At 42.0% G+C, this 19,428-nt stretch carries 23 protein-coding genes; 13 read left to right on the top strand and 10 right to left on the bottom strand.

Translation table 11 applies throughout. The features are described from left to right. Window positions 1–3 precede the first annotated feature (3 nt). From MKX97_RS01085 to MKX97_RS01060, 6 genes are all read left to right on the top strand, one after another. Window positions 4–1,017, top strand: coding sequence for an ABC transporter ATP-binding protein (locus MKX97_RS01085; protein ID WP_078817609.1), 1,014 nt, complete (start codon window positions 4–6; stop codon window positions 1,015–1,017). Continuing rightward, window positions 1,010–1,978 (top strand): dipeptide ABC transporter ATP-binding protein, encoded by a 969-nt coding sequence (locus MKX97_RS01080; protein WP_009766542.1) that lies wholly within the window; start codon window positions 1,010–1,012, stop codon window positions 1,976–1,978. The genes MKX97_RS01085 and MKX97_RS01080 overlap by 8 nt, the downstream gene beginning before the upstream one ends. Window positions 1,979–1,995: 17 nt before the next feature. Beyond that, window positions 1,996–2,943: a DUF1177 domain-containing protein gene (locus tag MKX97_RS01075; RefSeq protein ID WP_009766543.1), complete on the top strand. Its 948-nt coding sequence runs from the start codon at window positions 1,996–1,998 to the stop codon at window positions 2,941–2,943. Further along, a complete protein-coding gene (locus MKX97_RS01070) occupies window positions 2,943–4,211 on the top strand; it encodes an ArgE/DapE family deacylase (protein ID WP_342536713.1) in 1,269 nt (422 codons plus the stop codon). The genes MKX97_RS01075 and MKX97_RS01070 overlap by 1 nt, the downstream gene beginning before the upstream one ends. Window positions 4,212–4,263: 52 nt before the next feature. Continuing rightward, complete coding sequence (locus tag MKX97_RS01065) at window positions 4,264–5,019, top strand: IclR family transcriptional regulator (protein ID WP_078817611.1); 756 nt, start codon at window positions 4,264–4,266, stop codon at window positions 5,017–5,019. Between the two features lie 135 nt (window positions 5,020–5,154). Beyond that, the gene (locus MKX97_RS01060; RefSeq protein WP_342536712.1) at window positions 5,155–5,829 is read left to right on the top strand and encodes a hypothetical protein; all 675 of its coding nucleotides are present in this window, start codon (window positions 5,155–5,157) and stop codon (window positions 5,827–5,829) included. Window positions 5,830–5,873: 44 nt separating this feature from the next. On the opposite strand, the gene MKX97_RS01055 is transcribed toward MKX97_RS01060, so the two are convergent. Both MKX97_RS01055 and MKX97_RS01050 read right to left on the bottom strand, forming a co-directional pair. Next, entirely contained in the window at window positions 5,874–6,152 is a 279-nt protein-coding gene (locus tag MKX97_RS01055) for a hypothetical protein (RefSeq protein WP_245799487.1), read from the bottom strand. 128 nt (window positions 6,153–6,280) lie between these two features. Continuing rightward, complete coding sequence (locus tag MKX97_RS01050; RefSeq protein WP_078817614.1) at window positions 6,281–7,366, bottom strand: AI-2E family transporter; 1,086 nt, start codon at window positions 7,364–7,366, stop codon at window positions 6,281–6,283. Window positions 7,367–7,619: 253 nt separating this feature from the next. Here MKX97_RS01050 and MKX97_RS01045 point away from each other — a divergent pair, with 253 nt between their 5' ends. Next, window positions 7,620–9,269: a DASS family sodium-coupled anion symporter gene (locus MKX97_RS01045; protein WP_009766553.1), complete on the top strand. Its 1,650-nt coding sequence runs from the start codon at window positions 7,620–7,622 to the stop codon at window positions 9,267–9,269. A gap of 53 nt (window positions 9,270–9,322) precedes the next feature. Here the strand turns inward: MKX97_RS01045 and MKX97_RS01040 are convergent, their stop codons facing one another. Further along, the gene (locus MKX97_RS01040; RefSeq protein ID WP_340757935.1) at window positions 9,323–10,522 is read right to left on the bottom strand and encodes an MFS transporter; all 1,200 of its coding nucleotides are present in this window, start codon (window positions 10,520–10,522) and stop codon (window positions 9,323–9,325) included. A 165-nt stretch (window positions 10,523–10,687) separates the two neighbouring features. Between MKX97_RS01040 and MKX97_RS01035 the strand changes: the two genes are divergently transcribed. From MKX97_RS01035 to MKX97_RS01025, 3 genes are all read left to right on the top strand, one after another. Then, window positions 10,688–10,810, top strand: coding sequence for a hypothetical protein (locus tag MKX97_RS01035; protein WP_281250657.1), 123 nt, complete (start codon window positions 10,688–10,690; stop codon window positions 10,808–10,810). A 188-nt stretch (window positions 10,811–10,998) separates the two neighbouring features. Then, window positions 10,999–11,814, top strand: a complete 816-nt coding sequence (locus tag MKX97_RS01030) for a flagellin (protein WP_009766557.1) — start codon at window positions 10,999–11,001, stop codon at window positions 11,812–11,814. 64 nt (window positions 11,815–11,878) lie between these two features. Next, on the top strand, window positions 11,879–12,091 hold the full coding sequence (locus MKX97_RS01025) for a CsbD family protein (RefSeq protein ID WP_040758672.1): 213 nt from the start codon (window positions 11,879–11,881) through the stop codon (window positions 12,089–12,091). A 92-nt stretch (window positions 12,092–12,183) separates the two neighbouring features. Here the strand turns inward: MKX97_RS01025 and MKX97_RS01020 are convergent, their stop codons facing one another. Continuing rightward, the gene (locus tag MKX97_RS01020; RefSeq protein ID WP_342536711.1) at window positions 12,184–12,657 is read right to left on the bottom strand and encodes a general stress protein; all 474 of its coding nucleotides are present in this window, start codon (window positions 12,655–12,657) and stop codon (window positions 12,184–12,186) included. Between the two features lie 163 nt (window positions 12,658–12,820). Between MKX97_RS01020 and MKX97_RS01015 the strand changes: the two genes are divergently transcribed. The 3 genes from MKX97_RS01015 (at window position 12,821) to MKX97_RS01005 (ending at window position 14,446) form a co-directional block, all read left to right on the top strand. Beyond that, window positions 12,821–13,120 carry a DUF3243 domain-containing protein gene (locus MKX97_RS01015; RefSeq protein ID WP_245799491.1) on the top strand — a complete coding sequence of 100 codons (300 nt, stop codon included), beginning with the start codon at window positions 12,821–12,823 and terminating at the stop codon, window positions 13,118–13,120. A 17-nt stretch (window positions 13,121–13,137) separates the two neighbouring features. Then, on the top strand, window positions 13,138–13,374 hold the full coding sequence (locus MKX97_RS01010) for a hypothetical protein (RefSeq protein WP_009766561.1): 237 nt from the start codon (window positions 13,138–13,140) through the stop codon (window positions 13,372–13,374). A 166-nt stretch (window positions 13,375–13,540) separates the two neighbouring features. Continuing rightward, complete coding sequence (locus MKX97_RS01005; RefSeq protein WP_040758675.1) at window positions 13,541–14,446, top strand: DMT family transporter; 906 nt, start codon at window positions 13,541–13,543, stop codon at window positions 14,444–14,446. A 38-nt stretch (window positions 14,447–14,484) separates the two neighbouring features. Here the strand turns inward: MKX97_RS01005 and MKX97_RS01000 are convergent, their stop codons facing one another. The 6 genes from MKX97_RS01000 to MKX97_RS00975 form a co-directional block, all read right to left on the bottom strand. Further along, on the bottom strand, window positions 14,485–15,519 hold the full coding sequence (locus MKX97_RS01000; protein ID WP_009766563.1) for a DUF4179 domain-containing protein: 1,035 nt from the start codon (window positions 15,517–15,519) through the stop codon (window positions 14,485–14,487). Then, window positions 15,516–16,085, bottom strand: a complete 570-nt coding sequence (locus MKX97_RS00995; RefSeq protein ID WP_078817620.1) for a sigma-70 family RNA polymerase sigma factor — start codon at window positions 16,083–16,085, stop codon at window positions 15,516–15,518. Before MKX97_RS00995 ends, MKX97_RS01000 begins: the two co-directional genes overlap by 4 nt. Window positions 16,086–16,175: 90 nt before the next feature. Next, on the bottom strand, window positions 16,176–16,736 hold the full coding sequence (locus MKX97_RS00990; protein ID WP_009766565.1) for a hypothetical protein: 561 nt from the start codon (window positions 16,734–16,736) through the stop codon (window positions 16,176–16,178). Continuing rightward, the gene (locus tag MKX97_RS00985) at window positions 16,729–17,616 is read right to left on the bottom strand and encodes a hypothetical protein (protein WP_078817621.1); all 888 of its coding nucleotides are present in this window, start codon (window positions 17,614–17,616) and stop codon (window positions 16,729–16,731) included. The genes MKX97_RS00990 and MKX97_RS00985 overlap by 8 nt, the downstream gene beginning before the upstream one ends. A gap of 11 nt (window positions 17,617–17,627) precedes the next feature. After that, window positions 17,628–18,257 (bottom strand): dienelactone hydrolase family protein, encoded by a 630-nt coding sequence (locus tag MKX97_RS00980; RefSeq protein ID WP_078817622.1) that lies wholly within the window; start codon window positions 18,255–18,257, stop codon window positions 17,628–17,630. 89 nt (window positions 18,258–18,346) lie between these two features. Continuing rightward, window positions 18,347–19,318 carry a c-type cytochrome gene (locus MKX97_RS00975; RefSeq protein WP_009766568.1) on the bottom strand — a complete coding sequence of 324 codons (972 nt, stop codon included), beginning with the start codon at window positions 19,316–19,318 and terminating at the stop codon, window positions 18,347–18,349. Window positions 19,319–19,428 lie beyond the last annotated feature (110 nt).

Genomic DNA, 19,428 nt, shown 5'->3' with positions numbered 1-19,428 from the left:
AAAATGTCGGAAAATTTGCTATCCATAGAAGACTTAGATGTGGAATTCCGCTCTTCCTCTTCTACTGTCAAAGCCGTTAACGGTGTGAATCTGACATTGAAGAAAAAAGAGACGTTAGGAATTGTAGGGGAATCAGGTTCAGGCAAAAGTGTAACAGCTACTGCTTTGATGCAACTCATTCCCTCACCTCCAGGCAAGATCAGCAATGGTAAAATTCTATTTAACGGTATCGATTTATTAACATTGTCCAAAAAAGAAATGAGATCTATTCGTGGAAATGAAATCGCTATGATTTTCCAAGATCCGATGACTAGCTTGAATCCTGTTTTCACAGTAGGAAATCAAATTATTGAAGCTATTCGACAGCATAAAAAAATATCTAAGAAAGAAGCCCGACTGGAAGCCATTGCGATGTTGAAAACGGTTGGCATACCTGAACCAGAGAAACGCATTGATATGTACCCGCATGAATTTTCTGGCGGCATGCGTCAGCGGGCTATGATAGCAATTGCTTTATCCTGTAATCCCAAGTTATTGATTGCTGATGAACCAACAACGGCACTTGATGTGACGGTACAAGCGCAAATATTAGAGCTAATGAAAGATCTGCAACAGACAAACGATACAGCCATCATCATGATCACACATGATCTAGGTGTTGTCTGGGAAATGTGTGACAACATCATTGTAATGTACGCCGGAACTACGGTGGAATCTGGATCAGTAGAAACTATTTTCAAGAATCCATTACACCCTTATACGTGGGGACTGCTTGAATCACAAATCACAACAGACGTTCAGCACAATGAAAAATTACCGGCGATTCCAGGGAGTCCGCCAGATTTGCGGAAACCCGTACTTGGCTGTCCGTTTGTAGATCGTTGCCCTTACAGTGAGGAAGTTTGTCACACGAAAAAACCTGAATATATCGAAGTAGAGCCAGGACACTTTGCAGCCTGCCATTTTCAACATGAAACAAGTCGATTGGAGAAGAAGGAGGGAATGTTCGTTGACTGAGACAATTATTAAAGCGACAAATTTAAAGAAACACTTCCCTATTTTGGATCCAATGCCTTTTAAAAAATCTACACAAAGCGTCAAAGCTGTAGATGGGGTAAGTTTTGATGTATTCAAAGGAGAAACTCTCGGGATCGTAGGTGAATCAGGCTGCGGAAAGTCGACACTGGCACGATTGATTAATCAGCTCATCAGTCCGACTTCGGGATCTGTCGAGTTTAAAGGAAAAGACTTGGCTTCTCTTGGCATTAAAGAAATTCGCAGCGCCCGGAAATCCATTCAGATGGTATTCCAAAATCCCGACGCTTCATTAGATCCACGTAAAACCATTGAATCATTAATTGCTGAACCATTAGTTATTCATAAGATCGGTACGAAAGAAAGCCGCAGAAAACGTGTGCATGAACTATTGGAAATTGTAGGTCTAAGTAGTTATCATGCCAGCAGATATCCGCATGAGTTTTCAGGCGGTCAAAAGCAACGGATCAACATTGCTAGAGCGTTGACCTTAAATCCTGATGTCATTATCTGTGATGAGCCTGTTTCAGCACTTGACGTATCCGTTCAGGCACAGGTTATTAACTTGCTGAAAAGCCTTCAAAAAGAATTCAATTTAACCTATATATTTATCTCGCACGATTTGAATGTTGTTCGTTACATGTGTGACAGAATTGCGGTTATGTATCTAGGTAAAGTCGTAGAAACTGGTACATTCCAAGAAATTTATGAGGATCCTAAACATCCTTATACAAAGGCGCTTCTTTCTGCTATTCCAAAAGAGAATCCCTTTGAGCAACGAGAAAGGATTATTTTAAAAGGGGATGTTCCAAGTCCTGTAAATCCACCTACAGGCTGCCATTTTCACAAACGCTGCCCTTTTGTAATGGATATTTGTAAAAATACACGGCCTGAACTACAAGAATTAAATGAAGGCAACAAAGTTTCTTGTCACCTATATTAAAAATGGAGGAATAATAAATGTCATTAAAACACGTAGTAGAACTATTAGAGGTTATGGATGATCATTCTGTTTCAGGCGAAGAGGTGAAAAGCTATTTACAAAAAATTTCGCCGTCTGCCACTGTTTCTGTTCAAACTGTATTTGGAGAAAAAGGATCTACTGACTTCATTAAGGTGACCATTCCCGGTGTAAACGGTAAAACAAACGGTGGTTCAGCGAAAACACTAGGTATTATCGGACGCTTAGGTGGTATTGGCGCTCGTCCTGAAATGACTGGCTTTGTATCAGATGGAGATGGGGCGCTTGCCAGTATGTCGACAGCAGCAAAATTATTAGATATGAGTAATAAAGGGGATCGTTTACAAGGAGATGTTATTTTAACGACTCATATTTGTCCCGTAGCTCCAACTTCTCCACATGACCCGGTTCCATTTATGGGATCGCCAGTAGACATTTTAGAGATGAACCAGCATGAAGTAACAAAAGAAATGGATGCAATTCTTTCAATCGACACAACAAAAGGAAATATGATTACGAATCATAAAGGATTTGCAATCACTCCCACTGTGAAAGAAGGCTATATCTTAAAAGTCAGTAATGACCTTTTACATTTATATACTCAATCTGCTGGTATTTTACCCGTCACACTACCAATTACAACACAAGATATTACACCATACGGCAACGGCGTATACCATGTAAACAGCATCTTACAACCAGCAGTTGCTACCACAAGTCCAGTAGTAGGGGTTGCACTAACAACTCAAACCGCTGTGGCAGGCTGTTCAACAGGAGCAACACACCCAACAGATGTAGAACAAGCTGTCCGCTATGCCATTGAAGTTGCAAAGTATTATGGCGAAGGAAAATGTTCATTTTTTGACGAGAAAGAATTTGAGCATCTTGAAGCCCTTTACGGAAAAATGACCCATTTGCAAACTAAAGGAAACGAGGTAAATGCTTAATGACTAATTTGGAAGCCTTAAAACAATTCGTAATTGATGAAGTGGAAAAGAATAAAAATGAGCTGCTGCAACTATGCAGTTCATTAATTCAAATCCCCAGTGAAAATCCCCCTGGAGATTCCACAGAAATAAGTCAATTCATTGCAGATTACTTGAAAGAATCCAATGTTGAGTTAGACTGGCATGAGTCTGCTGACAAGATGTATAACCTATTAGCTTCTCAAGGTGCCGGCGACGGCAAGGAACTGGTCTATTGCGGACATACTGATGTAGTCCCGGCTGGTGATCTTTCGAAATGGGATTTCAATCCATTCTCTGGGGAGATCAAGGATGGATGGATGTTGGGTCGTGGCGCCAGTGATATGAAAGCAGGATTAGCAGGATTGATTTTCGTTTTTGGTTTGTTCAAACGATTGAATATCGAGCTGCCGGGAAAATTAACACTCGCTATTGTTCCTGACGAAGAAACAGGAGGAGAATATGGTGTACCTTGGTTACTTGAAAGAAAGTTAGTCACTGGAGATGGCGCTCTTATCGCGGAACCCTCCTCCCCTTTAAATCCTACTATCGGTCAAAAGGGATCTTACTGGTTCGAACTTGAAGTTTTCGGTGAACCCGGACATGGCAGTCTTTCTCCACTCGCAGGTAACAATGCAATAACAGATGCAATCAAGGCTATTGAAAAAATACAGGGATTATGGGAGTTAGATATACATATTCCGAAAGAAATACAGCCCTTAATTGAAGTTTCAAAACGCTATATGGAAGAGGTAGAAAAAGATAGAATTAAGTATCAACCAGTTCTTGAAAGAATTACAGTAAACGTAGGCACAATCAACGGTGGTACGAAATCCAATGTCATACCTGAAAGCTGTAAAGTACAAGTTGACTGCCGATTACCATTCGGCGTGACACATGCGCAAGTATCTGACTACTTAAAGCAAGAATTAGATAGTTTAAATATTCGCTACTCTATTAGACTATTCGGTTTTAAGAGCGAAGCCAATTATACACCTGCAGAAAATCCGGTATGTCGTGCAATTGTGGACAATATTAGCGCTATAACAGGAAAAGAGGCTTACGGTGTTATGCAGTGGGCAAGCAGTGATGCGAGACATTTCCGTGATCATAACATTCCTGTCTTGCAATATGGACCTGCTTATTTGCCTAGCATTCATGGATATAATGAAAAAGTACAAGTAGAAGATATTGTACGTTGTGCAAAGGTATATGCAGCCGCCGCCATTGATTTCCTTCATAATAATTAGTATTATTTACTTATATGGAAAATAGTTAATAATATATCAAAAGGAGTCAACTATGCTTAAAACAGTCAACTCGGCGTTAGCCATTCTGAAGATGTTTACGCGTGAAAAGACCGTCTGGGGCGGTAGAGAATTGGCGGCTGAAATGGGACTTAACCATACCAATGTCTATCGAATATTAGAGACTCTAGAGAGAAATGGATTTGTGTCTAAAGACCCAATCACCAAACAGTATAAACTTGGTTCCGCTGTTTGGGAATTGGGCACCATTTTCTATGAAAATTTGAATGTCCAAGAGATGATCAATCCACATTTACAAAAGTTATGTGATCAGACAGGCGAATCTGTATTTTTTACGGTCTTAGATGGAAATGAAACGTTAATGTTGACAGTCATCGAACCTGAAAATAAAGTGAAATTCCCTGTCACTGCTGGAAGTCGGGCTCCCCTATATGTTGGTGCCTCGTATCGCTCCATTCTTGCACATCTTCCAGAAAATAAAATTGAAGATATACTTCAAGGTGAATTGATCAAGTACACAGAAAATACCATGACCAATCCAGATGATTTACGAAGAGATCTTCAACAGATACGAAAAAATGGATATGCAATTAGCCATAACGAGTACACCCCTGACGTTGTCGCAATGGCTGTTCCCTTGATCATTGATGGTGATATTCTTGGTTCTCTTACCGTAGCGGGTCCTTCCTATCGTATTAATAAAACACAGCAATCCGAATTTATACCTTTACTTCAACAAACAAGGGATACAGTGCAATGGAATATGAAAAAATATAATTTGACTCTCTAAAAGACAGAGCATCAGCACTCCCCTGCTGGTACTCTGTCTTTTTTACTGTGAATAGAACACCAACAAGTTGCCTCTACAAAATCATTTGCTTATACTAAATGTATGAATACTCTTACAGCAAACCAAATCAGAGAATTGAATAGTTATAGCATCTATGTAAACGAGCCTGAGCATCCAGTATTCACCTTGACTGATCTACAGGATCCTTCGAAGGCTTCGGATTTAATTCAAGTGATGAAGACGGTGAGCCAAAGTCCAAATGACGTCATTGCAGCTTCATTTTTCATGCGTAGGATCGGAATGTTTTTTGCTATGCAGTTGTACAACTTAGCTGCCTACGATGAGATGTGGAAAGGACCACCAGATAATTTACGCTTTGGTGCAGTGGTAGAGTTCGGCAATCGAACCATCAGTATATTCATAGATGCATCCGATTGGCAGACGGTAGAGGAAGAAGATCGACAAACGAGAATTAGAAGCATTTTGGAAATGGCGCATGCAATTATCCTATCTCTTCGGACAGCTGTCCCAATTTCACCATTGACGTCATGGGAAAATATTTTCGGATTTTGGTTATGGCAATACCATGTCCTGCTTTCAGATCCTTCCACACAAATCGAAGCACGAGAAGATGTAGAGACACTAAAAGATGACTCACTATGGACAGGTATTTCCACTCATTCCAGATTCGCCAGCTATTTGAACGGCTACGAACCGTCCGTTTTATTGAACACAACCGTGCGCAAGACTTGCTGTTTTTCAAAAGATGTCCCCGGTTTGATGCAATGCGGATTCTGCCCACTAAAATAAGTCGAACAAAAACAGGCTCTCGCACCTATGCGGCAGCCTGTTTTTCAATTCTGTCGATATGCACGAAAGGACTGCTTCACAGAATAAATGGTACCCATCGCAGCTCCACTATAGAAAAATCCCATGAAAATCCCAGCTGATAAATTACCCGGATGACTGATAAACACGGACAAGCCCAATGCTAATGTGGTAGCCAAAGTCGACAACCAGCTGGGAGGCAAACGAAATATCCACGTAGCCAAGAGGACGACTACCAAAACGACAGGTACTGCCCAAACCGCGTCCCATATATTCGTATGAATTACAGGGAACTCTGTTAACATGGCATTCATCCTTTCTTTTTAATTAGAATGTGCGAAAAGACTCCGTTTATCCATTTTTTTCGTCACACAATTTGCCACTCAAACCCAATAAAAAAACCTCCCAGCCATAAGACCAGGAGGCTCCGCAACTACACTTCCTTAGTAGCCGCTCGGCGAATTTCTTTTCGCCGTTCATAAATATTTTGTACAATCACTTTTCCGACTGCATAAGCAGGAACCGCTACCAAGATTCCAAGGAAACCAGCGAGACTTCCCGCCACCAATAAAACCGTAATAACGGTGAGCGGATGAATATCAAGCGATTTCCCCATAACATTCGGCGTGATGAGATTACTATCTGTCTGTTGAGCGATTAATGTCACTAATGCCACCCAAATGACAAGTTTCGGCTCCTGTAAATAAGCGATCAATAAAGCGGGTGCGACAGCAATCCACGGACCGATGAACGGGATTAAGTTCATGAAAAGAGCGAGGATGGCTAATAGCAACGCATATTCTAATCCAATAATCATATAACCAATTAATATGATCGTTGCGAGAATCGCACTGATTAACAATTGTCCCTGTATGTAAGAACGCAGTACATTGTCAATATCCCCCAGTGTCTTTTTCACCCATTCGCGACGCTGGCCGGAAAACAGATTATAGACCCGCGGCGCAAACTTTTCGTGATCTTTCAGCATGAAGAAAAAGAAGAACGGAACAAGCAGCAGTAAGGCGACTGCCTGCACGAAAGACTGGATGAATAGAACAAACCACTTACCAAATTTCACTGCAAAAGACTGGATTGAGTTCACTGCTGAATTTAGCGTGTCCTGTAGCTCATCCGGTAACGGAAAGTTATCCTTTTGATTGATCACTTCATTCTTCAATTGATCTAACTGCCGAGTAAGGGCGGGTCCATTGTCCACTAGATTGTTTACCTGTTTGGTCACAATCGGTCCGATGAGCGCAACTAAAATCCAAATAGCAGCCACGAGAACAAGGATCACCGATATAATACTGCCCCATCTAGGCAATCCGCGTTTTTCAAGCAAACGTTGAATCGGTTCGGTCATGTAATACAGCAGGCCACCAAAAATTAGCGGCAGCATGATGGTCTGCAAGATGATACCAACTGGCCTAAAAATATAATTCACTTCTAAAAAATATTTGGTGATCAGAAGTACTAGTAGAATGCCAACACCTAACTGAAACCATACTTTTTTCGTCAAATCCTCACCTCTTTTTAATTCAATTATACAGTTATTTTTAGTATACGTGGTTGAGTTGCTCCTGTCGAAATTTATCTCGTAATTAGTTAGGCAGAGGCTAGTAAATCTTTCGTTAAATACCAACTTAAATTATTTTAAAATATGAAAGAATCAAAATCCCTCTTGTTCCTTCAGCCTATCATCGGTAAAATAGGTTTGTCTTGGAAAGAATGTCACTTTACCAAGGTATACAACTTAGAAAAGAAGGGATCTTATGTTACAACAGACTTGGAATCGTCTTTGGTCATTACATGATCAAGTCAAAGACGTATTCCGCTTTTTTACGGCACCAGATTCTTCAGAGATGGTAAAAGGCGGTGGCGGTGGAAAACCCATCGGCGTCAAAAATGAGGGCGGCGGCAGAGATTCGCGCAGCTATTCCGCTACACAACTGTTCGGCCTCATCCTTGGCCCATTATTATTTTGTTTGATCTTGCTCTTCTTTAAACCTGCCGATTTATCAAGTGCAGGCGTCGCCATCCTAGCTAGCACAGTTTGGATTGCAGTTTGGTGGATTACTGAAGCAATACCGATTCCGGTGGCTTCCCTGTTGCCGCTCGTACTGTTTCCTCTGACAGGCGGGCTCGAAATGAAAGAGGCTGCTTCGTCTTACGGTGATGAAACCATCTTCTTATTCATGGGCGGTTTTATGATCGCACTTGCACTTGAAAAATGGAATTTGCATCGGCGGATTGCTCTAACTATAATTTCTGCCATCGGAACGAATATGGACCGAATTGTTTTAGGTTTCATGGTAGCCACTGGTTTTCTCTCCATGTGGATATCCAATACGGCTACCGCTATGATGATGGTTCCGATTGGACTTGCCATCATCACACAAGTCACGGTTGCGTTAAAAGATAATCCGTCTATCGACACGTCCAAAGAAAACTTTGGATTCGGTAAAGCACTGATGCTTGGGATTGCATACTCCGCTTCATTGGGCGGTATTGCAACACTAATCGGGACACCGCCGAACACGTTATTAGCCGGAGCTATAAATAAAATTTACGGAATTGAGCTATCATTTGGAAAGTGGATGCTATTTGGCGTGCCATTTGCATGGGTCTTCATTTTTCTGACATGGTGGTACTTAGTAAAGATTGTCTACAAATCTCCTGTGAAGACATTGCCAGGCGGTCGTGAAGTAATTGACCAGGAAAAGAAAAGGTTAGGTCGTCCTTCTATTGAAGAGATTCTAGTATTTATTGTCTTCGTCCTAGCAGCATTTTCGTGGATTACTCGCTCTTTCCTATTATCTAAATTTATAGATGGGCTAAGTGATGGCCTGATTGCAATAGTCTTTGCGATGATTCTGTTTATCATTCCTTCTTTCAATAAAAAAGGAGATCATCTTTTGGATTGGAATACAGCTGTCAAACTTCCGTGGGGCATTTTGCTTTTATTCGGAGGCGGGCTGGCAATTGCAGCCGGTTTCGTAAGCAGCGGTCTGTCCGAATGGATCGGAACCCAGTTGATTGGGCTGAAGGGAGTCCCATTGATCGTCATCATTCTCATTGTCACGGGGCTTGTCATCTTCTTGACAGAAATCACATCGAACACTGCCACCGCTTCAATGATGTACCCAATCATGGCTTCATTGGCATTGGCATTAGGCTTCCACCCATACGCTCTAATGATCGCAGCGGGTGTAGCAGCATCTTGTGCTTTCATGCTGCCTGTTGCCACCCCGCCAAATGCTGTTGTCTTCGGTTCTGGCTATTTACGGATACCCGATATGGCCAAAGCAGGTTTTGTGCTCAATTTACTAGGCATTGTACTTGTGACACTCTGTATTTACTTCCTACTTCCACTATTATGGGGAATCGACTTGAATACGATACCCGAAGTTTTTAAAGGTTAACATTTAAAAAACAGGTACTGGAGACTTCTCCGGAACCTGTTTTTCTACATTTTTCAATGCGCCACGCCTAACTTCCGTTGACGCAGCCGAATTAACAATACATACACAATAGGCACACTCGCTGAGAACAAAGCAAGCCCTGTCCAACCAGCCACCTCCCAAAGCGGACTAGTTAGCGTACTTCCTGCCGCCATGCCAACATAATAGGAAACCAGATAAAGACTGGACGCGCTCCCTTTATGATGTGTCGCTTCTTTACTAACAGAAGCTGCAGTCAAGGAATGCGCAGAGAAAAACCCTAGACAGATGACGCAATAACCAATCACAATCAAAGGAAGCTTCATCGGGATGGTAATCAGACAACCTGCCATTAGCAAAACAATTGCGATCAGCCGCACCTTTCTTAACCCATACTTCGCTGCCAGTACCCCAGCTAAAGGTGCACCAATAATTCCGAAAGCATAAGCAAAATAAATATAAGAGATTTCATCCAGCGTTAATAAAAACGGTGAAGCCGTCAAATGGAAGGGAAGAAACGTCCACATCCCTGTAAAACATAGCTGCAAGACGATGCCAAGCCCAAATACGATCAATAATGCAGGATTTTTCAAATGAAAACCAAATCCCTCCATATCCTTTCGTATTGTCTCAGTACTCGGCTGAAAATTAGTTGACTTCGGCAGTACAAATAGCAACATGAAAAAGACCACCACACCAATTATCCCTAATAATTGCAAGGACAATTCCCATGACCAGCGCTCTGCTATATATCCTGTCACGAAGCGGCCGAACATCCCGCCAGTGCTGTTGAATGATATGTAGAGAGCGGTCGCCATGCTGACTACACGCCCATGAATCTCTTCATTGATATAGGCTAGCGCGGCTGCCAATACGCCAGCCATTACAAAACCCTGAAGGAAACGCAACGCCAAAATTACTGCAAACGAATGAGTTAAAAACATTGGAATAAATAAAAGAGCTGTCAGCAAGATCGACGTCTTAACAAAAACTGATCTCCCTAGCCGATCCGAATAGAATCCTAGAATTATAAGTCCGATTATCAAGCCGATTGTATTGATGGACATGGTTAAACTTGCCGTAGCTACGGATACGCCGAATTGTTTAGTTAAAATAGGAAGAAGCGGCTGCATGGCATACATGGCCGCGAAAATAAACACCGAAGCTATACCAAGCCCGATAATAATTCGCCAAAAACGAGCTTCTCGAATCGTAGATTTAGTAGGTAAACTCATGATGCCACTTCCCGTCATTAAATTTCGAATAATAAAATTATAGCATTATAAAGAGCATTTAACATGTGCTTCTGAAAATTAGGCTGAATATCAAAATGTGTTTTAGTGGAAATACGTATAATTTTCTCAAAGAATGCCACCTTACCTATTGGAGGTGGAAGACGAATGAATAAAATGGCGATGACAGCTTTAGGACTTGGCGCTCTTTTTCTAATGCGGAACAAGCAGTCACGAGAAAAACTCATGGAGCAATTCAACAACTTTGCAGGAATGAAAGATTCTCAGTAATGCCAGACATTTGTTGGACACACCAAAACCGGAAACCTCTAGAGGTCTCCGGTTTTTTTTCGGGCTAATATTTTATAGAGTTTCTTGGGTATTAAAGTGTCCCCTTTTATACTTGCTATACGACTATTCAGTATTTTTACCACTAGCCGATAATAAAGATACAGAATATTACCAGGGGAGGCAATGACATGCTAGGTCAGTGGAATGCATTAGGTTTGAATATCTTGCACAATATGAATATCCATAACCAACAAGCAATGCGATCGATGGAGCGTTTATCGTCTGGAATGCGAATCAACCGAGCAGCGGATGATCCAGCAGGATTGGCGATTTCCGAGAGAATGCGTGGTCAGATCCGCGGTCTTCAAATGGCGCAGCGAAATATTCAAGATTCCATTTCGATGTTCCAGACTGCCGAAGGTTCATTGAACGAAACGCATGATATACTGCAAAGAATGCGGGAATTGAGTGTCCAAGCAGCGAGTGACACATTGACGGATAATGATCGAAAACAATTGTCCTTGGAATTCGAAGAGTTGAAAAAAGAGGTCCAGCGCATTTCAAAAGACACCGAATTTAACACAATGCCTTTGCTTGACGGTTCCAGAGATTCATTTAAGACACAAGTAGGACCGAATGCAGGCCAGTCCATTGATTTCTCAATTGGAGACATGGGGGCTACGAGTTTAGGTATTGATGGCGCTTCGATTGAAACACGTGAGGATGCAGATAAAGCACTGGGCTTATTGGACGGAGCCATTTCTAAAGTATCCTCTGAGCGTTCGCGTATGGGAGCTTATATAAATCGTTTGGAACACGCCTACAGCAATGCCCAGACTATGGAAGAAAACTTAACTGCCGCCGAGTCACGAATTCGGGACGCGGATATCGCAAAAGAAATGATGGCTTTAACAAAAGCAAATATTTTATTGCAGGCAGGACAATACGTACTATCACTTCATATGCAGCAAGCACAATCTGTATTGCAGCTTCTACGACAATAAGTAGATGTTTTCTCTTTTTCAAAACGGGTATTTATATACCAACTACAGAAACGGAGGAGATTTCATGGAGAACAAAGATCATGGCACAGAAGATAAATTAAAAGGTGCCGGAAATAAAATTAAAGGCAGCATGAAAGACGTTGCCGGCGATGTTATGAATGACACGAAAATGAAGGTAGAAGGTAAAGTAGACAAAGCAAAAGGTGAAGCCCAACAGAAAATCGGTGAAGCTAAAGAACACTTCAGTGATTCAGAAGCGCGCCGTGATCGTTTATAAAACTCAAATTAGTAGGAGCCTGCTGTCTAACAGCAGGTTTTTTTACGTTTAAAAAAGAAAGGATCCCCACGGCAATGGAAGATCCTACTTTTCTATAACTGATCAGTATTGATTCGGGGACTATTGGGGATTGGATTAACCCGCTCTTGATCGGGTTCACCTTCCAAACTCTCACCACTAATTGTTTGTTGGGACGAACTGTCATGTGGATCAATGGAATCCGCTCTTTCTTCATCAGTCAATTTATCCACAAATAATGCAATTCCACCTTCCTTCAGATCACTGTAAAAGGTCTTGGCTTCTTGCTTCGAGAATCCCATTTTAATAAAAATGGTCAACATTTCATCCTTGCTATTGAACAATTTCCGCGTATGATCCCAAAGCGAACCTTCCTCAATTCCAACCAATTCTATTTCAGAATCATCTTCCAATATTTTCAGATCGTCCCGGACGTTGGATACGGCACACATCTGACGCTTCTTGTACCCTTGCGCCTCAAGTTCTGTTATTTTATAAAGAACATTATCTACCGAATGGAATGTACCTGCATATTGTTTACTCGCCATTCTCGCACCTCCTTTACGTACATTATATTTTACTTCTACCCATTGCCTACTTCTTTTACACCTTAATTGAGCTGGATGGCATTCACCAATCCGCCACGTATAGTTTTTCGTCTCTTACACACGCTACTTGTATCAAATGGAAAGGAGTGTTGAAACAGTGGAAATGAAAAACAAAGTGGAGTCCGAAATTTCGAATATGAAGGAAGATAAGAAGGAACAAATCCTTCAAAACTTCAACCATTTCAAAGGGTTTTTGGCGGAAAAAGTAGAAAAAGGCGAAAACTTAGGCTTGAATGATGAACAACTCGCAAAAACGACCGAATTTATTGCGAACTACTTATCACGTCATGAAGAACCTCGAAACCGAGAGCAATATTTATTACAGGAATTATGGGATTCAGGCTCCAAAGAAGAACAACATTCTTTAGCACATATGTTGCTGAAGATGGTTCGTCAAGCATAAAAGGAGAGCGATAAGCAATGGGTGTTCAAGAAAATCCTGCTCCAAAAAATCCAGACGTCTATCGATTAATTCAAACACATCCTGAAAATTTAAATACCAATACAGTTAGTCTGTTCGATTTGCATGAAGATATGCAAACAGTCGATTCAATTTCTTTGCCTGATCAGCGGAAAGCTCAGATGAAAGAAAAAATAAACCACTCCCCCCGCTATAGTGGCGGAAGCCGTTCCTCCGATTACGGCGCTCCAATGTAATTTCCCAATCAAAAGCTGCACAGTGAACCCTCACACTGTGTAGCTTTTCCTCATTTACTCACCCAAATTGTCGATATTTCCCGGGAAATGTACGCTCGATTTCTATAATCCGATTTAAAGTTTCCATGATATACTAATGTTCGATAGGAACGGAGGTTAAATGCATATGAAACCATGGATGTATCCGCTATTCATCGTTATTGGTGCAAGTTGCTACGGCATTTTGTCGACAATTATCAAACTGGCAATCCACGATGGCTTTACAGCTTCGGAAGCTGTGACGGCACAATACTATACGGGATTTCTATTAGCTCTTATTATTTTTTTATTCGCTAAACGAAGTATGCCAAAGCTTCGAGGCAGTTTTCCTGTCTTGATTGCAGGATTATTCACAGCTATAACAGGAACAGTGTATGGGAAATCTGTCGAGTATATGCCTGCTTCATTGGCAGTCGTGCTGCTGTTTCAATTCACGTGGATTGGAATGTTATACGAGTGCGTAGCAGCTAGACGACTTCCTAAGAAAACAGAAGTAGTATCGCTGATTTTTTTATTTGGAGGTACGATTTTAGCAGCCGGGCTTATTGATGTAGATGTCAGTGGAATTCCATGGCAAGGCTGGGCGTGGGGACTGGCTGCAGCATTTAGTTTTGCTGCATTCGTTACGGCCAATCAAAAGCCGGTACCTGGAATGGGCGTCGTAACACGATTGTTTCTCATGTCATTTTACGCTGCCATTGCAATTACGTTCTTCCAGTCTCCTGAAATCATTTGGAATGGAAAATTGAGTGAAGGTCTTTGGCTGTATGGAGCTATTTTGGGCGTTTTCGGCATTGTTCTTCCGATTTTTTTATTTTCCATTGGTGTTCCAAAAGTCGGCGCTGGCATGTCCTCTATTTTGAGTGCCATGGAGTTGCCAGTTGCAATTATCGCCTCCATGTTATTGCTTGGTGAACGACTGACCCTACTGCAATTTCTCGGAATTTTGCTCGTACTGTTCGGGATGACCTTACCCGCGATGCTGCAGCGTTTTTCATTGCATAGAAGACAGCAGTTAAAACATCTGCAATAAAAGAGAGACATGTCCGCGAACGCGGACATATCTCTCTTTTATTTCTCCAATTTCACTTCAATCGGATCTAACGTCAATGTTTCATGACCTTGCCCGCTTCCTTCGCTCAAAATCACTTCAGGCGTGAAAAACAGGGATGTCGCTTGCTCATTAATTTTCCCCATCGTAGCACTCCAATAGAAGTCCTGCTCGTTTTCACTATGACCGCCATTGCCATTCACTTTATACTCGTTCCCTAAATTATCCATAACAAATAATTCTGCAGTGACCCATTCCCACATCTCACTTACAGAGCGATCGACTTTTTGGCTGTATTCAATAACAGTGGAAATATCTGTCGAACGGATTTCATTTATTGTCACTTTAATTCCATCTTTAGAAGTCGAATCTGCGACTGACTGGACTTCTCCTTTCACTTCCCTCAATATGAAATCAAAATTCCATTCGCCTTTTATTTCTTTCATTGTCTCTTCGTTTACGATACTTCTTGGTCGCCATTTGACCGTGACAACGTCTTGTTTGGAATCAAAGAATGGGGTTGATGTAATCATTCCGACATATTGGGTATCGCCTATTTTTTTTAATGAAGAGGAAGTCCCGGTAGCACCTGTTTCATATTTCACCTCTACAGGTGCATTCACTCCTGTATTCTTCCCTAATTCCTTTTCGGTTTCTACTGAATACGTAAGTGTTATTGTCTTCCCGTCATAAACAGCATGGTCCACTGCCATCGTTATGCCATTACTCGTCTGAACTTGACCAATGCCAGTCGCAAACTCTTCATATTCAGTATAAAATCCATCCTCTTCGTCATTGAAATAACTAAAAATATTATTCACAATTGGAATCTGACTGGCAAGCGTCGGGAATCCAATTCCAATCGTCGTAATGGAAGCCATTGTTATAACAGCCGCTGCCGCCACATTGCGCCAGAGTTTCGGGATCCGTCTCTTTCGATGGATTTTCTTTCTCACAAGCTGCTTCATCGCCTCTTTTTCGTCATCCGAAATTTCTATCGGCTCCATTTCCTCGTCTACATTCAATTCGTTCAGTCGCTTATAAATTGTTTTCATATGTACTCTTCCTCCCATTCACCTTTTATCAGAACCGAAAGTTGTTTCTTTCCCCGATACAGTCGATTGTCAACAGCTGCCTTCGTCACACAAAGAGATTCTGCAATCTCGCCATTCGACATATCGAGGAAATACTTCATTGTGAAAATATCCCGATCCATTTCATTCAGCTTGCTCATCGCGACCAACAGCTCTTCCTGCTCTTCTTTCGCGAGGACAATACCGGTGATATTGGTTTCACTGACGAATGGCATATTATCCATCCCCTGTTCTCGATTTCTTTTTTTCCCCACCCGACGATACTGATCAATCGCTTTATACTTCGCCACCATGCAAATCCACTTCTTGAAATCTGCAGGCCCTCCTTCAAACTGATCGCCATTCTCCCATACCGACAGAAATACATCACTGATGCACTCATCGATATCTGCATCTGTCTGCAGCGGACCAAGCACTTTATACACTACTGCTTTAACGATGGGCAAATAGGTATCTACCACATACTCAATGGCGTCTTCTTTCTTCCGTTTCAACCGCCTGATAAAATTTTTCTCTGTAGATTTCATCTGCACGTCTCCTTGATTATCTGTTCTTATTTACTACAACGAATGAGCTCGTCTATTATTCTCACGCCTAATAAAAAAAGTCCTCACATTCTATCGTGAGGACTTAATTTCCATAGGATCTTTCCAATCCACTTTACGTAATGCTGCAATCAACACGAGCAGCGCAATATCCATCGCAATGACGGAAAAACTAATAGTTAAAAATACAGATGACCAGGAACCGCCGCCTATATTGAAGGAAAACGCCATATACAGCATCATGGCAAAATGTACACCCATATACAATAGGTAGACCTGTTTCAACCGATCACGCAACAGTGTATACCCTTGCCCTTGAATCGCCGACTTCCATGTACCGAGTAAATAATAGACCACAATCACTTTCCAGACGAACAGACCTTGAGTGTAAGACATCCATCCTACATCAATCGCTTCAGATAAATTCACAAAGACACCCGGCAAGGAGATCAGCATCCCTATAAAGGCAACAATTTCCACCTTCTTTGCTACATGAAAATGTTTCGTCATCAGCCGGCCACCCGAATAAATGAGGTAGTAGCCAATTGGATCGGCCAGCAAATCGATGCCGATCTGGATGCGGAAAAAGATGAACAGATAGCCCCAGAATATCAGGCGCAGTGCTTTATTCATTCGGCACCGCCTTCGTTCTCTTCTCGATCAGTTGCTGAATCTCTTGTTTCGTAAACTGCGGATACGAGATATAGCCGACTTTCTCCTTAAAAGGCTCCTTTGTCGCTGTCTCTCCTATTATCTCAATATCGATATCCATTACGGCTCTGAATTTGAGATCGGCAGTACTGGATACAATCAACGGCTCTCCTTGTTGGAGTTCAAACGGAAACTCTACAGTTCGCACATCAACGCCTGGAGCTTCCTGCCAGTATTTCTCTTTGAAATCCCTCATTCCATCCGCAAGCGGTTTTGACAACAACCTAAGTTTCGGTGAATAAGCCTTCATAAAAAATTGATTTTGAAGCAGATCATCAAATGAAGTATGTATTGATTCAACTGTCACTACTTCTCCAGGTATCAACTGGGATTTGTCATAATCTCCGCTCGAATGAGTGTTATCATTAAACGGTGACGTCCCATCCGAAGGAGGATGCACTACAATTCTCCCGATCTGCGCTACTGTTGAAGGGCTTTCTGAAAAATGGACAGTCACCTCATGGAATATTTGCTGCTCTTGAATTTCCGGTAAATGATTGAATTGAACCGTCACTCTACGCAGGGAATAGCGGCCAAATTGATCCACTTCCGCAATTTCGCTGTCTATTCCCCATTCAGGACTGCCCAGCCAATCCCCAAGTTCTACAGATTGTACAATTGAACGATCTTCTTTATTTGCCAGATAATAAAACTGCAAAAAAGGAGACTCTTCCCACCACATATCTACATAATGATCGACAAAGATTGGCTGATCGAGCTTTTGAGACTGTGCATAAGCAAGGTTGGCAACCCACAATATTCCTGTGAGCACTAGAATGACCCAGAATGGTCTAATCTTCATCCACTCACTCCTTACAACGTTTTCAAAAACGTCACCAAATCACGTTGATTCTCCGGTACCACACCATGACCGTCGCTATACGTCTTGAACGTCACAGTTGCCCCTAATGACTCAAAATACTCCTTGCTTTCCGCTCCCCATTGGGATGGGATAACATAGTCATAATCACCGTGTGAAATGAAGATTTGTAGACTTTCAACCGGCTGCTTCGCATATTCATTCTTGACGAAATCTGGTACGTAACCGCTTAATGCGGCCACTCCTTTAAGAGTAGGTACCATGGTCAAACCAAGCGCCTGCGAAAGCACTGCTCCTTGACTGAATCCTACAACTGTCAGATGTTCAGGATCCAAATCGAACTCCGTAATCGCCTCGCGAATAAACGATTGAATGTAAACTAATACTTTATCAAACACTTCGCGATCCGGTTTGCCTTCTTCTTCAATTGTAAAGAATGCATATCCCGGAGCATGCACGATTGGTCCGCGCAAGCTGAAGATATGATGGCTTTCCTTAAATTCACCGACGAGTTGCAGCAAATCTCCTTCATGACTTCCCATGCCGTGAAGTAAAAATATTGCTGGTTGTTTCCCTATATCCGTTGCTGGTGCTGTATGCGTAAACGTAAATGGTGATTGCATATTCCTTCTCCCCTTTTCTCTTCTTTGTTTCTATAGTTTACCATACAAAAAAACGCCTGCCACGGTAAGCAGCAGACGTCTTCACTCGATTACTTTTCAGGTTTCGCTAACACTTCATCCCAGTTGATCGTTCCATCTTTCACTTGGTCTCGGCGTTCTTTTGTCATGATATCATTGGGACGCCCGCCATCCGGCCAATCTTTGTCATGATTTCCCCACTCGGGACGATCCTGTGACAAAATGTATGCTGCTAAATCGCTAGCTTCCTGATCAGATAATGTATTTTCTTGACCCACTGGCATGTTTTTCTGAACATAACCTGCCATTTTCGTCATACGGGCAATCCCTGCTCCGTCGTTAAATGAACCGTCACCCCATAATTTCGGTCCTGTATTCGAACCTGTTCCTTCTCCCGATTCTCCGTGACACGCAATACATGATTGCTGGTACAATTTCTCACCGTTGTCCACGTCCGGAGTCGGCAAATCATCAATTGTGTTTTGGTGGCGCCACTCTAACTCGGCTCCTACCGGAATACCTTCAGAAATATACGTTAAGTATGCAACCATCGCGTCTAAATCTTCATCATCCGCCGCAAATTTTTGTCCATCCATACTTCTCACCATACAGCCGTTAATTCGTTCTTCCAATGTGACCATCTGTCCAGATCTGCCAATATACATTGGATAAACTGCGGACATACCAACCATGGAAGAAACTCCTTCATCTGTTCCCGCACCGGCATGACAGCTAGTACAGGATAATTCATTAACACGTGCAATTCCATCTTCTACGGAAGCGGCCTCTGAACGTAATACATTGGATGTATCATCGAATAACAGGTGACCACGTTTAATTGCCTCCCCTTCTGGTCCGTCTGGTACATCTTCCATTGAAGGCGGATTGTGCTGAATACCAGCCACTTTTTCAGTTGGAGCTTCTGTTTCAGGAGATTCTGCCGCTTGATCCTTGTTGCTTCGGAGTTGATTGGCCATAAGAGCAATAACGACCAGACAAACTACGACAATAAAACCTAAGGTGAGCGTTGTTGTTCGTTTCATGTGAACCCCTCCTTGTACCCATATTTTCTATATTATCAGTATACTACACTTCTAATTTACCATAAATGGAAATATAGATCTATACGTTATCTAACTGAAATTCGACAAAA

It is taken from the genome of Sporosarcina sp. FSL K6-3508 (assembly GCF_038615825.1).
GTDB lineage: Bacteria > Bacillota > Bacilli > Bacillales_A > Planococcaceae > Sporosarcina > Sporosarcina newyorkensis.
Note: the sequence above shows the minus strand (reverse complement) of the source record. Positions and strands in the feature narration are given on the sequence as shown.

Bases quoted from the DNA above. Each gene is read 5' to 3' on its own strand.
- MKX97_RS01085 (WP_078817609.1), top strand. From the start codon at position 4: ATGTCGGAAAATTTGCTATCCATAGAAGACTTAGATGTGGAATTCCGC.
- MKX97_RS01075 (WP_009766543.1), top strand. From the start codon at position 1,996: ATGTCATTAAAACACGTAGTAGAACTATTAGAGGTTATGGATGATCAT.
- MKX97_RS01070 (WP_342536713.1), top strand. From the start codon at position 2,943: ATGACTAATTTGGAAGCCTTAAAACAATTCGTAATTGATGAAGTGGAA.
- MKX97_RS01065 (WP_078817611.1), top strand. From the start codon at position 4,264: ATGCTTAAAACAGTCAACTCGGCGTTAGCCATTCTGAAGATGTTTACG.
- MKX97_RS01055 (WP_245799487.1), bottom strand. From the start codon at position 6,152: ATGTTAACAGAGTTCCCTGTAATTCATACGAATATATGGGACGCGGTT.
- MKX97_RS01045 (WP_009766553.1), top strand. From the start codon at position 7,620: ATGTTACAACAGACTTGGAATCGTCTTTGGTCATTACATGATCAAGTC.
- MKX97_RS01040 (WP_340757935.1), bottom strand. From the start codon at position 10,522: ATGAGTTTACCTACTAAATCTACGATTCGAGAAGCTCGTTTTTGGCGA.
- MKX97_RS01035 (WP_281250657.1), top strand. From the start codon at position 10,688: ATGAATAAAATGGCGATGACAGCTTTAGGACTTGGCGCTCTTTTTCTA.
- MKX97_RS01030 (WP_009766557.1), top strand. From the start codon at position 10,999: ATGCTAGGTCAGTGGAATGCATTAGGTTTGAATATCTTGCACAATATG.
- MKX97_RS01025 (WP_040758672.1), top strand. From the start codon at position 11,879: ATGGAGAACAAAGATCATGGCACAGAAGATAAATTAAAAGGTGCCGGA.
- MKX97_RS01020 (WP_342536711.1), bottom strand. From the start codon at position 12,657: ATGGCGAGTAAACAATATGCAGGTACATTCCATTCGGTAGATAATGTT.
- MKX97_RS01015 (WP_245799491.1), top strand. From the start codon at position 12,821: ATGAAAAACAAAGTGGAGTCCGAAATTTCGAATATGAAGGAAGATAAG.
- MKX97_RS01010 (WP_009766561.1), top strand. From the start codon at position 13,138: ATGGGTGTTCAAGAAAATCCTGCTCCAAAAAATCCAGACGTCTATCGA.
- MKX97_RS01005 (WP_040758675.1), top strand. From the start codon at position 13,541: ATGAAACCATGGATGTATCCGCTATTCATCGTTATTGGTGCAAGTTGC.
- MKX97_RS01000 (WP_009766563.1), bottom strand. From the start codon at position 15,519: ATGAAAACAATTTATAAGCGACTGAACGAATTGAATGTAGACGAGGAA.
- MKX97_RS00995 (WP_078817620.1), bottom strand. From the start codon at position 16,085: ATGAAATCTACAGAGAAAAATTTTATCAGGCGGTTGAAACGGAAGAAA.
- MKX97_RS00990 (WP_009766565.1), bottom strand. From the start codon at position 16,736: ATGAATAAAGCACTGCGCCTGATATTCTGGGGCTATCTGTTCATCTTT.
- MKX97_RS00985 (WP_078817621.1), bottom strand. From the start codon at position 17,616: ATGAAGATTAGACCATTCTGGGTCATTCTAGTGCTCACAGGAATATTG.
- MKX97_RS00980 (WP_078817622.1), bottom strand. From the start codon at position 18,257: ATGCAATCACCATTTACGTTTACGCATACAGCACCAGCAACGGATATA.
- MKX97_RS00975 (WP_009766568.1), bottom strand. From the start codon at position 19,318: ATGAAACGAACAACAACGCTCACCTTAGGTTTTATTGTCGTAGTTTGT.